This window comes from Anaerotruncus sp. DFI.9.16, assembly GCF_024461615.1.
In the GTDB taxonomy this organism is placed as follows: Bacteria; Bacillota; Clostridia; order Oscillospirales; family Ruminococcaceae; genus Anaerotruncus; species Anaerotruncus massiliensis.
The window spans coordinates 15,661-27,535 of the sequence record NZ_JANFZX010000038.1 but is presented as its reverse complement, the minus strand read 5'-3'; the positions used below and the strand labels follow the sequence as shown (position 1 = coordinate 27,535).

11 protein-coding genes are annotated in these 11,875 nt (G+C 63.9%); 2 read left to right on the top strand and 9 right to left on the bottom strand.

The window, feature by feature from the left end:
• The first annotated feature begins 828 nt into the window (after positions 1-828).
• Together NE609_RS12595 and NE609_RS12590 are read left to right on the top strand one after the other, a co-directional pair.
• Positions 829-1,536 carry a TVP38/TMEM64 family protein gene (locus NE609_RS12595; protein WP_256152697.1) on the top strand — a complete coding sequence of 236 codons (708 nt, stop codon included), beginning with the start codon at positions 829-831 and terminating at the stop codon, positions 1,534-1,536.
• A 94-nt stretch (positions 1,537-1,630) separates the two neighbouring features.
• Entirely contained in the window at positions 1,631-1,825 is a 195-nt protein-coding gene (locus tag NE609_RS12590) for a hypothetical protein (RefSeq protein WP_256152696.1), read from the top strand.
• Positions 1,826-2,343: 518 nt separating this feature from the next.
• Here NE609_RS12590 and rpiB read toward each other — a convergent pair.
• From rpiB to NE609_RS12545, 9 genes are all read right to left on the bottom strand, one after another.
• Complete coding sequence (gene rpiB, locus NE609_RS12585; RefSeq protein ID WP_256152695.1) at positions 2,344-2,805, bottom strand: ribose 5-phosphate isomerase B; 462 nt, start codon at positions 2,803-2,805, stop codon at positions 2,344-2,346.
• A 76-nt stretch (positions 2,806-2,881) separates the two neighbouring features.
• On the bottom strand, positions 2,882-3,814 hold the full coding sequence (gene alsK, locus NE609_RS12580; RefSeq protein WP_256152694.1) for an allose kinase: 933 nt from the start codon (positions 3,812-3,814) through the stop codon (positions 2,882-2,884).
• Between the two features lie 15 nt (positions 3,815-3,829).
• Positions 3,830-4,513, bottom strand: coding sequence for a D-allulose 6-phosphate 3-epimerase (alsE, locus tag NE609_RS12575; protein ID WP_101548847.1), 684 nt, complete (start codon positions 4,511-4,513; stop codon positions 3,830-3,832).
• An 82-nt stretch (positions 4,514-4,595) separates the two neighbouring features.
• Positions 4,596-5,570, bottom strand: coding sequence for a D-allose ABC transporter permease (gene alsC / locus NE609_RS12570; protein ID WP_243107468.1), 975 nt, complete (start codon positions 5,568-5,570; stop codon positions 4,596-4,598).
• Positions 5,571-5,587: 17 nt separating this feature from the next.
• The gene (locus NE609_RS12565) at positions 5,588-7,114 is read right to left on the bottom strand and encodes a sugar ABC transporter ATP-binding protein (protein WP_121587391.1); all 1,527 of its coding nucleotides are present in this window, start codon (positions 7,112-7,114) and stop codon (positions 5,588-5,590) included.
• A 160-nt stretch (positions 7,115-7,274) separates the two neighbouring features.
• Entirely contained in the window at positions 7,275-8,303 is a 1,029-nt protein-coding gene (gene alsB / locus NE609_RS12560; RefSeq protein ID WP_256152693.1) for a D-allose transporter substrate-binding protein, read from the bottom strand.
• A gap of 248 nt (positions 8,304-8,551) precedes the next feature.
• Positions 8,552-9,556, bottom strand: a complete 1,005-nt coding sequence (locus tag NE609_RS12555; protein WP_256152692.1) for a LacI family DNA-binding transcriptional regulator — start codon at positions 9,554-9,556, stop codon at positions 8,552-8,554.
• Positions 9,557-9,645: 89 nt separating this feature from the next.
• Positions 9,646-10,320 (bottom strand): metallophosphoesterase, encoded by a 675-nt coding sequence (locus NE609_RS12550; protein WP_121587389.1) that lies wholly within the window; start codon positions 10,318-10,320, stop codon positions 9,646-9,648.
• Positions 10,321-10,345: 25 nt separating this feature from the next.
• Positions 10,346-11,641, bottom strand: a complete 1,296-nt coding sequence (locus NE609_RS12545; protein WP_101548838.1) for an O-acetylhomoserine aminocarboxypropyltransferase/cysteine synthase family protein — start codon at positions 11,639-11,641, stop codon at positions 10,346-10,348.
• Positions 11,642-11,875 lie beyond the last annotated feature (234 nt).

The following is an 11,875-nucleotide window of genomic DNA, read 5'->3' as shown; positions in this document are numbered from 1 at the left end:
GCGCGACGGCCGCTCGCGGGCGCTCCGCCCCGCGCCCCCGGCTTGAGTCCGCTACGCGGACCCGGCCCCATGGGCCGGCACGCTAAGCGGCCCGCACCCCGCCCCCGGCCCTGCGGGCCGGATTCTCTATAAGGTTGGCCTACGGCCAAATCCTTGGCCCCCAAGCCGCGACGGCCTGCGGCCTTAAAGGTCGCGGCCCCGCGCCACGGATCGAAGGACCAGTCTACAGCAACCCATCAGCCGCCGCGCCGCAGGCGCAACGCCTCTGCCCGAGAGCCTCAGGAGCCGTACCGGGCGTGCGCACGGGGAGGCATACTCCCAACGACAAGTGCCGCAGCACGCGCTTTGCCTTGTCAAAACGCGGGGTCAGTTGCGGTCAGGGGCCGCAACTGACGTGCGCCTCGACGCCTCTGCCGAAGAGCCTCCGGAACGCTCTTACCGGTGCGTCCGGGGAGACGGTACGGGGGTGCTTCCCCTCGACAAATACTGCAAGCACCCGCCAGGTGGGGGCACACGGGGGAGGGCGGCTCGCCCTCCGCCCGTGAGGCGCACGCGCTTTTGCTTGTCAAAACGCGGGGTCAGTTGCGGTCAGGGGCCGCAACTGACGTGCGCCTCAACGCCTCTGTCGGCGAGCCCCCGGAACGCTCTTACCGGTGCGTCCGGGGAGATACGACCTTCCCCGGGCGGCGCGCAGCGCCCACGGGGGCGGAAAACAACGTCCGTCCCGGGCGTTTGCGCGCAAAGCGCGCATGCGCGGCGCAGCCGCGCAGTTTTCCGCTTCCTTGTGGGAGCGGCGAGGCAAAACCAGAAGAAAGGATGCGAACCGCGATGGCCGAGCAGAAAAAGGGTCGCTGGAAGTGGCGGCTCACGGTGGTCGTCGCCGTGGCAGTCGTGGGCGCGCTCCTCTATCTGACCTGGCGGTACTACCCGGTGATCAAGGGCCTTATGGAGCCGGAGAATATGGCCCGCTTCCAGGAGAAGCTGCAATCCTTCGGCATGCTCGGCGTGCTGGCGCTCATCGGGATCCAGACGGTGCAGGTGGCCTCGGGCGTCATCCCCGCACTGCCCATCCAGATCGCGGCGGGACTCACCTACGGGGCGTTCGGCGGCCTGTTCGTCTGCCTGGCCGGGATTTTCATCGGCAGTACGATTGTCTTCCTCGCCGTCAAGCGGTACGGCCAGCCCGTCGTCGACCGGATGTTCCCCAGGGAAAAGCAGGAGAAGCTCTCCTTCCTGCGGGACGCCGGCAAGCTGGGGAAGATCGTCTTTATCCTCTACCTCATCCCCGCGATGCCCAAGGACGTCTTCACCTATCTCGCCGCCCTCACCCCGCTCGACTTTAAACGCTTCATCCTGATTTCAATGGTCGCGCGCGCCCCGATGATTTTATGCGACACCTTCGCGAGCGGCACCCTCATCGAGGGTGATTACCGGAAATCCACCGTCATATTTTGCATCGCCGCCGCGATCGGCGTCTGCGGCATGATCTTCAGTCCCAAAATTTTGCAAAAGCTCCGCGACCGAAAACAAAAATAGCAAAAGGCCCGCCGATGGCGGGCCTTTTAAATAGGGCGATTTTCCCCTAACGGGAACTCATATTTCTGTTACAATCCTGTTGGAGGTGACAGCTTTGGATCGCAACCGCATTAAATGCCGCCTGTCCTGTAACGAACAGCTGCTTCGACAGGCACTTGACAAGCCAAGCCGAAAACTGCTTCTGCGCATCATCGACGACCTAAGCCTCTTATCCGAACTGGAGAGCGAGAAAGCCTATCGCGACGGCATCCGGCAGGGAATTCACCTCATGTCTGATGAGGATGTTTAGCCCGCCCAGAAGCTAAGGGGACTTTTATCGCATCCCTTCGGGACGCTTTAGGGGAGCCGCCTTCGGCGGCATGGATTGCCGGGACCCGCCCCGGCAGGCGGGCCGACTTCTTGCGCGCCCAAGAAGTCGGCGGAAGAAGGGCGCTCAAGGGGGGCTCGCTTGAAGAAGATGGGGGCGCAAAGCTCGCCCCCCTTGAGAATCCCCCCACCGCTCACGTTCAGCCAACCGCGTATTGAAGGCTGATGCAGTCGCACCCGTCGTTCCTCTCTATTGGGAGCGCCTGCAACCTGAATTGTGCCTACAGCTGGTGTACCTGTGGGGAGTGACGGTAGTCTGCGGGTCATGGCAAGGTACTCCAGGGGATCCCTAAGGGGGCGGTGGAGCCCCCTTAGGCGTCCTTCTTTGGGTACTTTCTTTGACGCAAAGAAAGTACCTCGCTGTCGGTCGACTACCGACAAGCTGCGCCGCTTCCCGAGCGGCAAATCTAAGGAAAGCTCCGCCGCTCCCCGAGCGGCAAATCACTTCGCCGCTGCAAGCTCCCCTGTGTTTTCGATCTCGGAGATCATATCCACGCGGACCTGATGGCGGCCGCCCTCATAGGTGGCGCCCAGCCACTCGTCCACGATCATCTTCGCGGTCTCGACGCCGATGACCCGCGCGCCGAAGGCGATGATGTTCGAGTTGTTGTGCTGCTTTGAGAGCTTGGCCGAATAGGGCTCGCTGCACACGCAGGCGCGGATGCCCTTGACCTTGTTGGCGGCCAGCGAGATGCCCACGCCGGTGCCGCAGATGAGCACGCCGCCGTCGACCTCGCCCGCGGCCACCAGCTTCGCGACCTTGTAGCCGCTGACGGGGTAGTTGAACCGCTCGGTGCTGTTGGTGCCGACGTCGACGACCTCGATGCCCTTCTCCTCGAGATAGGCCTTGATCTCCCGTTTCATCTCGACCGCGACGTGGTCGTTTCCAATGGCAAGTTTCATGGGGGTTCCTCCAATCTGAAATTACAAGCCCGGGCCCGCGCGAAAAACCGCGCTGCCCGGGCCGTCTTTTGTTTCGTTACAGGTAGCTGGGGTCCGCCAGCCGCTTTTCGGCGTAGATGGCCGCGCCGACCGGGCCGTTGGCCTGGTTGGGACGCGAATAGCGGAGGTCGAGCGTCCGCTCGGGGTAGGGCTTGCGAGCGTAGCGGTGCACCGCTTCCTCCAGCGCGCCGCGCGGGAAGCCCTCCATCTGGAGCAGGCCGCCCCCCAGGATGATGCAGTCTGGGTCGAAGAGGTTGGCCTCCGCTGCGACCGCCTGTCCCATGCCCTCGAGGAAGTCCTGCATGACGCAGGAATCCATGTGCCGGGCGAAAAGCTGGTTGATCGGGGTGCCGGGGAAATGCTGCGCCTGGATCCGTTCGAGCGCGATGCCCGAGACGACCGTCTCCATACAGCTCACATTGCCGCACATGCACACCCGCTTGTTGCCGTAGACGGGCAGGTGCCCGAGCTCCGCGGCGACGCCGTTGCGGCCCAGCAGGATCTTTCCGTTGACCATCACGGCGTTGCCGATGCCGGTGCCGAAATAGATGCCCGCCACGCAGTCCTGCGCGGTGACGCCGAGGTCCTCGAGGTCGAAGAGCAGCAGGTAGTTGACGTCCCGGTTGATGAAGACCGGGATGCCGAGCGCGGATTCGAGCGCGTCGACGACGGCGAAATCGTCCGGGATGCAGGCGATGTTCGGGGTCTGCACCACGACGGTGCGCGCGCGGTTGATGGTGGAGGGAAAGCCGATCGAGACGGCCTTGGGCATCTTTCCGCCGAGGTTGCGCCCGCAGTAGCCGCGGATGCACTCGGCCAGCTTCTGCGCGGGATCGCAGTCCTCCAGGAAGGTGTCCCGCGTGCTCTGCCGCTCGAACGCCGACAGCCGGTGCGACCCGTCCACCAGGCCGAACCGCATATTCGTGCCGCCGATATCAATCCCGAGCACATACGCTTCCGATCCGTTCATGGTCTGGCCTCCCGTTCACAGTTTGACGCCGGTTTCTTCCTCAAACTGTCCTTTCATCTTGTCATATGCGGCCGCAAGGTCCGCGTCCAGGCTGAAGAGCCCCGAGGTGCCGAGGATAAAGGTCTCCGCGCCCGCGTCATAGAGCCGCTTGAAGGTTTTCTTATTGCAGGAGCCGTCGATCATGATCCGGTAATGCCAGCCGTTTTCCTCCCGCAGGCGCTTGGCCTCGGCGATCTTGTCGAGCATCTCGGTGATGAACGGCTGCCCCGCGAAGCCCACGTCCACCGTCATCAGCGTGAGCACGTCGATGCGGTTGAGGTAGTGCTTGCAATAGGAGAGCGGGGTCGCCGGGTTGAGGGTGACGCCCACCTTGCAACCCGCGTCCCTGATGTGGTTGAGGGTGCGGAAGCAGTCGGTGTTGATCGTCTCCGCGTGGGGGCTGATGAGCGCCGCGCCCGCCTGGGCGCAGGCGTCGATCCAGTCGTTGGGGTTGGTGGTCATCAGGTGGACGTCCATCGGCTTTTTCGCCACCCGCGCGCAGGCCCGCATGAAATCGGGGCTGAGGGTGATGTTCTTGCAGTAGTGGCCGTCCATGATATCGATGTGGTAGCCGTCGGCCTTCTGGTCGAGCACCTCGATCTGATGCTTGATGTCCAGGAAATCCATGCACATCAGGCTCACGGAAAATTCAGGTTTCATGATAACAAGTACCTCCGACAAATCTATAGGTCCCCCGCCCCGGCGGGCGGGGCGGGAGTGGGGAAAATCGGGAGCGCGCCGGTCAGTTCTTCCTGCTCGCGCCGAAGAACCGGTCGAGGGTCACGGCCAGGATGAGCAGGCAGCCCATCGCCAGCTGCTGGTAGTAGCTGGAGACGCCGACCATGTTGAGGCCGTTGTTGATGACGCCGATGATCAGGCCGCCGATGACGACTTTGGGGATCTTGCCGACGCCGCCGAAGAAGGAGGCGCCGCCGATGATGACGGCCTCGATGGCGAAGGTCTCGTAGCCGGTGCCGGCGTTGGGCTCGGCGGCGGCGAGGCGGGCGATGTTGACCATGCCGGCCAGCGCCGCGCAGACGCCCGAGATCGAGAACGCGAGGATGGTGTGCTTTTTGACGGTGATGCCGGCGTACCAGGCGGACTGCGAGTTGCCGCCGAGGGCGTAGAGATTGCGGCCGCACTGGCATTTGGTCGTCAGGAAGGTGAGCACCGTCGCGGTGATGAGCGCCACGAGGATGGGAACCGGGACGACGCCGAACAGCTTGCCGCCCATCGTCTTGGAGAAGGCGGCGGGCAGGCCGGAGACGGCGCGCGCGTCGGTGATGATGTAGACAAGGCTGCGCAGGATGGCCTGGGTGCCCAGCGTGATGATGAAGGGGGGCAGGCCGGTGGCGGTGACGAGCACGCCGTTTAAGAAGCCGATGAAGGCGCCGAACAGCAGCACGCCGACGAGGATGGCGACGACCGGGTGAAATCCGGCGTTGACCATCAGCTGCGCGGTGAGCGCGCCGGAGAGGGCCATGATCGAGCTGACGCTCAGGTCGATGCCGCCGAGCAGGATGGCAAAGAATTCGCCCAGGCCCAGCAGGATGGTAATCGAGCTCTGCTCCATCACCTTGACGAGGTTGCCGCCCGTCAAAAAGGTGGTGGGCCGCAGGATTCCGAATACGACGACCATGATCGCGAGGATCGTGATCGTGCTGTAGCGATCCCAGTAATCGCTGAAGGTGAAGGACCGTTTCGTGATCGTTTTCAACTTGCTCTCCTCCCGTGTCATGCAGTTTCGCCGGTAGCGGCCTTCGCGAGCTTTTCCTCGGTCGCGTCCGCCACTTCGTAGATTTCTGTGATCCTGCCGTCCGCCATGACGGCGATCCGGTCGCAGAGGCCGAGCAGCTCCGGCATTTCGCTGGAGACCACGATGACCCCGATTCCTCCGTCGGCAAGCCCGCGCATCAGCTTGTAGATCTCGCTCTTGGTCCCGACGTCGATGCCCTTGGTGGGCTCGTCGAAGATGAGCAGCTTGACGCCGGCCGCCATCCATTTGCCGAGGATGACCTTCTGCTGGTTGCCGCCCGAGAGCTGCGAGGTGAGCTGCTCGAGCGAGGCGCATTTGATCTGGATGTCCGCGCGCTCCTTTTCGGCGAGCCGCTGCTCCTCGGCATTGTTGGTCAGCCCCAGCATCCCGTCGAGGGAGGAGCGCTTGAGCTGGTAGGCGATGGAGATGTTGCGCTTGTTGCTGAAGTTCTGGAAAAAGCCCGTCTCACGGCGGTTCTCGGTCACCATCCCGATCCCCTGGCGCAGCGCCTGGTAGGGGTTCTTGATCGTGAGCCGCTTGCCTTCGAGCCACACTTCGCCCGAGGCCTTGGGCGCGGCGCCGTAGATGGCGCACATCGTCTCGCTGCGCCCCGCGCCGACGAGCCCCGAGAACCCGAGGATCTCGCCCCGGCGCAGGCTGAAGGAGATGTCCTTTGCCCTGCCGTCCTTGCGGGTGAGGTTTTTGCATTCGAACATCACGTCGCCGAATTCGTAGTGCTCCTCCGGCTTGTGCTGGTAGGTGCCCTTGATCTCGCGTCCGACCATCAGCCGGACCATGTCGTCGGTGGTGAGGTCAGCCACCTGGTAGGTGCCCACATAGCCGCCGTCCTTCATAATCGTGATGCGGTCGCCGATCTCGGCGATCTCGGACAGCTTGTGGGAGATGAACACCACGCCCTTGCCCTCTTCCTTGAGCTGGCGGATGATGACGAAGAGCTTCTGGACCTCCTCCTCGGTCAGCGAGGAGGTCGGTTCGTCCATGACGATGACCTTCGCGTTGAAGGCGACCGACTTGGCGATCTCGACCATCTGCTTTTCACTGATGCTCAGGTCGCCCACGCTGGTGGTCGGCTTGCGGTTCGACAGGTTGACCTTTTTGAGCAGCTCCTCGGTGCGCGCGTTCATTTCGGCGTAGTCGACCACGGCCAGCGGGCCCGCGTGCTTCATCGGCAGGCGGCCCATGAAGATGTTCTCGCGGATGTCCAGCCAGTTGACCACGCTCAGCTCCTGGTAGATGATGCTGATGCCGCCCTCGGCGGACAGGTGCGGCGTGAGGTGGGAATACTCCTTGCCCTCCAGCACGATGGTCCCACCGTCCGGCCTGTAGGCGCCGCTGAGCACCTTCATCAGGGTCGATTTCCCAGCGCCGTTCTCTCCCAGCAGGACATGCACCTCGCCGGGGCGCACGTCAAAGTTGATGCGGTCCAGCGCCACAACGCCAGGAAAGCGTTTGGTGATTTCTTTCATTTGGATGATGGGTTCCAATCGCGCCCTCCCCTTTCAAAGAGATGATCATTTCCGGCACCGCCGCCAGACGCGGTCAGCTGGGCAGGCGCCCCGCCGGGGGGCGCGGTGCCTGCCACTCGCAGCGCCTGACGCAGCGCCGCCCCCTGCGGGGCGGCGGCGGCGCGTCTGCGTCGGGTGATTACTTGATATACTCGGAGGCGTTCTCGCTGGTGATGAGGATCGCGTCGATGCCATAGACCGGGACTTCGGCGCCGGGCTCCATCGCCGCGTCGTTCTCAACGGCCTCGACCATCAGCTGCAGGCCCTTCGCGCCGACGGCGGCGGGGTCCTGCGCGACGGTGGCGGCGAGCTTGCCGTCCGCGACGGACTGGATCGCATCGTCGTTGCCGTCGGTGCCGCAGACCTTGATGTCCTTGCCGGAAGCCTCGACAGCCTCCTGCACGCCCATCGCCATGGTGTCGTTGCAGCAGTAGATCGCCTTGAGGTCGGGATGCGCGGTGATGTAGTTGGTGGCGACATCATACGCCTTGGTGCGGTCCCAGTCGGCCGGCTGGCTCTCAACGATCGTGAGGCCCGCGGCTTCAAAGGCGGCCTTCGCGCCGTCGCGGCGGTTCTCGCCGGAAACCGCGCCGGCCTTGCCCTCGACGATGGCGACTTCGCCGGCGCCGCCGATCTGCTCGATCAGGTACTCGGCGCCGAGTTTGCCGACCGCCACGTTGTCGGTGGCGACATAAGCGGTGCAGGCGCCGCCCAGCTCGGCGAGCGCGTCCATATTGACCTTCTCGTCGATGTTGACGATCTTGATGCCCTTGGAGGTCGCGTCAGCAATCGCGTTGTTCAGGTTCACGTCGGAGATCGGAGCCACGCCGATCGCCTTGTAGCCGGTGGAGATGGCGTTCTCGAGCAGGGTGACCTGTCCCTCGACGTCGTCCTCGGTGTTGGCGGCGTAGATGTCGACCTTGATGCCCATCTTGTCGGCCTCGGCCTGGATGCCGTCGCGCATGGTCTGCCAGAACTGGCTGGAGAGAACCTTCAGGACAACGGCGTATTCCGCCTTGCCCTCAGCGGCCGGGGCGCTCTCAGCGGGAGCCGCGTCGGTGCTCGAAGCCTCAGTCGCGGGCTGGGAAGGCTGGGCGGGGGTGGACCCGCAGGCCGCCAGGCTCAGACCGATTGCCATAGCCAAAAGAATCGCGATGATCTTTTTCATTGAATTTCCTCCTAACATGTTGTCCCGTCCCGGTCGGGGCGGAAAGTGTCGAAAACGGGTAATCGTTTTCTCACTGCATTCCAAATATAATATTTCGCCAGTTGAATGTCAACCGCGTGGAATCAATTTCATCGATTTGATGGGTAATCGTTTGCTCATCTTGTGCAAATTACCCGGATTGATTACAAAAGCGTAACAAAAAACGGGCGCCGCCCAAAGGCGGCGCCCGTTTAATCGCCTTTTTCCCGTCACCGGCGGGTGGACTTCCGCACCGTCAGCGTCACGGGCAGCCGGTAGTGGCTGCGCTCGGGGCGCTCCCCGCGCATCATCTGGAAGAGCAGCTCGGTGGCCAGCCGCGACATCTCCGCCACGTCCTGGTGCACGCTCGTGAGCCCGGGGCCGCACGCCTCGGCGAGCTGGCAGTCGTCGAACCCGGTCACCAAAACATCGCGCGGCACCGAAAGCCCGTGCTCGCGCAGCGCGATGACCGCTCCCGCGGCCATCGTGTCGGTGGTGGACATGATGCCGTCGAACGCCACCCCGCCGTCGAGCAGGTCGGCGACCGCCTTGCGCGCGCCGTCGATCGAGACGGCGTCGAGGTTGATGCGCAGGGCCTCTTCCTCCTCCACGCCCGCCTCCCCGATCGCCCGCTGGAAGCCCCTGTACCGGGCGAGCTGGTTGGAGTCGTTGCCGAGGCATTTGAGGATGAGGATATGCCGGCAGCCCGCGCCCAGCAGCTCCCGCGTGGCGAGGTAGCCCCCCTGGGTGTTGTCCGACTCGATCATCACGCCCTCCCCGCGCTCCTTTTCGCTGCGGGAGGGGCGGTCGACGTAGACCACCGGCAGGCTGTCCAGCTCGGTGTAGTTGCGGGTGCTGGAGATCAGCACGATCCCGCTGACGTTCTGGGCGGTCAGCGACCGGATGTGCTTCTTTTCCAGCGAGGAGGATTCGTTGGTGTTGCAGATCAGGCAGGAGTAGCCCCGCCGGGTGAACTCCATTTCGAGGTGGAGCACCACGTTGGCGAAATGCGGGTTGGTGATGTCCGGCACCACCACGCCGATGACGCGCGTGCGGCTGGTGCGCAGCCCCTTGGCGCTCATGTTCGGAGTGTAGTCGTTCTGCCGGATGACCCGGAGCACCCGCTCCTCCGTCTCCTTGGAGAACCGCCCGTTCTGGTTGATGACGCGGGAGACCGTTGCGGTCGAAACGCCGGCCAGCTGGGCGATCTCCTTGATGCTTTTGGCTTTTTCCACACCTGTCCCTCCCGATCCGCGCCGGAAACGCTCATTTCCGAACAGTATACGCGCTGTGCGGGCGTTTTGCAAGTCCCCCGCGGCTTTCGCTATTTCATCCCCTTGAGGGGCAGGATCTCCTGGTAGACGGCATGGTACATCGGCGGGATGACCTTGTCGAGGTGGATGCTCCCGAAGAACCAGTGCTTGTAGCGCACCGTCTGGGAGACCTCGTCGAGGAACGCCTCCAGCTGGTTCACGTGGTCGCGGTCCATGTTGAGGAACCCGTTGACCGTGTTGGAGGCCGAATGGGTGATGATGTAGTCGACGACGTTGCCGCGGGCCGCCAGGTTCTTCCGCGCGTGCGCAAGCTCCTCCGGGTCGGGCAGCTCGCCCGGCCACCAGCTCGCGCCGGGGACGCGCGCGTCCGAATCGGAGCTCTCCCCGCCCCCGAAGGTGAAGACCTCGTCGCTTTCGATCGTGTAGATCTCGCCGCGGAGCAGCTGGTGGCATTTGCCGCTGATCTGCCGCGCCTTCCCGCCGCAGAAGTCGACGACCGGGTAGCCCGCGAGCAGGTCGAGGTTGTCGTGGGTGCCCTCGACGAAGAGGACGCTGTAGCGGCGCTTGCCCAGCCATTTGAGCACCCGCTGTTCCTTCTTGGAGCCGTCCCACACAAAGCCGAAATCGCCGCAGACGATCAGCGTGTCGCCCTTTTTGAGCTTTTTGGCGGCCTTTCCCTTGAAGCGGCCGAGGTCGGCGTGGACATCTCCCGTCACATAAATCATAGATCGTTTCCCCCGTGGATGGCGGTTATTTTGCGGCCGCGATGGCCCGGTCGAGATCGGCGATCAGGTCCGCCGGGTCCTCCAGCCCCACCGACAGGCGGACGGTCTCCGGCGTGATGCCGCTCTCGGCGAGCTGCTCGTCGGAGAGCTGGCTGTGGGTGGTGGAGGCCGGGTGGCTGATGAGGGTGCGGGAATCGCCGACATTGGTGACATGCAGGATGAGTTCGAGCGAGTCGATGAGCTTCGCGCCCCGCTCGCGGCCCCCCTTGAGGCCGAAGGTGAAGACGCCGCCCGCGCCCTTCGGCAGGTATTTCCGCACAAGCGGGTAATAGGGGCTGGACTTGAGGCCCGGATAGTTGACGAACGCCACGTCGGGGTGGCTTTCGAGGTGTTCGGCGATCGCGAGGGCGCTCTCGGAGATGTGCCTCATGCGCAGCGAGAGGGTCTCGATGCCCTGCATGATGAGAAAGGCGCTCAGCGGCGCGCAGCAACCGCCGAGGTCGCGCAGCATCATGGCGCGTAGCCGGGAGAGGAAGCCCGCGTTGCCGCAGTCCTTGGCGAAGACGACCCCGTGGTAGCTGACGTCCGGCTCGGTGTAGAGCGGGAAGCGGGGATTGCCGTTGAAGTCGAAAGTGCCCGCGTCGGTCACGATGCCGCACATGGCGGTGCCGTGGCCGCCGAGGAACTTGGTGGCGGAGTGGACGACGTAGTCCGCGCCGTAGTCGATGGGGCGCAGCAGGTAGGGGGTGGTGAAGGTCGAGTCGACGATCATCGGGACGCCGTGCCGGTGGGCGATCGCGGCGATCGCCTCGATGTCCGCCACGTTCGCGTTGGGGTTGCCGATCGCCTCGACGAAGAACGCCTTGGTGCGGTCGGTGACGGCCGCCTCCCACGCACCGAGGTCGCCCGGGTCGACGAATTTCACCTTGACGCCGATCCGCCCGAGGGTGACGCCCATCATGTTGATCGCGCCGCCGTAGATGCAGATGGAGGAGACGATCTCGTCCCCCGCGCCCGCGAGGTTCAAAAAGGTGTGGACCATCGCCGCGTGCCCCGACGCGAAGGCAAGCGCGCCGATGCCGCCGTCCAGCGCGGCCACCCGGCGCTCGAGCGCGTCGACGGTGGGATTGCTCAGGCGGGTGTAGATGTTGCCCGGCTCCTTGAGCTCAAAGAGCCGCGCCGCGTGCTCGGTGCTGTCGAAGGTGTAGGCGGTCGTCTGGTAGATGGGCAGCGCCACCGAATGGGTCTCGGGGTCGGGCTGGGTGCCCGCGTGCACCATCAGCGTGTCGAAGCCGTAATTTTTATCCGCGTAATCCAGCATCTCAATTCCTCCCGTGTTGCAAAATTCCTCGAAATTTGTCTTTTCTTTTGTCGGAACTTTTGGTATACTGTGGGTAGATATTGGCTATTCTAGTAAAATGTATCGGGTTCATTTTATCACAATTTGCCACCGGGCGCAATCGGCAATCCACATTTGATCTGACGCCGCTGCTTGAATCCTGCCGCAAAGCAGCCGGCTTTTGTGATACCGCTCCGGCAGCGGGGAAACGGAAGC

Bases quoted from the DNA above. Each gene is read 5' to 3' on its own strand.
- NE609_RS12595 (WP_256152697.1), top strand. From the start codon at position 829: ATGGCCGAGCAGAAAAAGGGTCGCTGGAAGTGGCGGCTCACGGTGGTC.
- rpiB (WP_256152695.1), bottom strand. From the start codon at position 2,805: ATGAAACTTGCCATTGGAAACGACCACGTCGCGGTCGAGATGAAACGG.
- alsK (WP_256152694.1), bottom strand. From the start codon at position 3,814: ATGAACGGATCGGAAGCGTATGTGCTCGGGATTGATATCGGCGGCACG.
- alsE (WP_101548847.1), bottom strand. From the start codon at position 4,513: ATGAAACCTGAATTTTCCGTGAGCCTGATGTGCATGGATTTCCTGGAC.
- alsB (WP_256152693.1), bottom strand. From the start codon at position 8,303: ATGAAAAAGATCATCGCGATTCTTTTGGCTATGGCAATCGGTCTGAGC.
- NE609_RS12550 (WP_121587389.1), bottom strand. From the start codon at position 10,320: ATGATTTATGTGACGGGAGATGTCCACGCCGACCTCGGCCGCTTCAAG.
- NE609_RS12545 (WP_101548838.1), bottom strand. From the start codon at position 11,641: ATGCTGGATTACGCGGATAAAAATTACGGCTTCGACACGCTGATGGTG.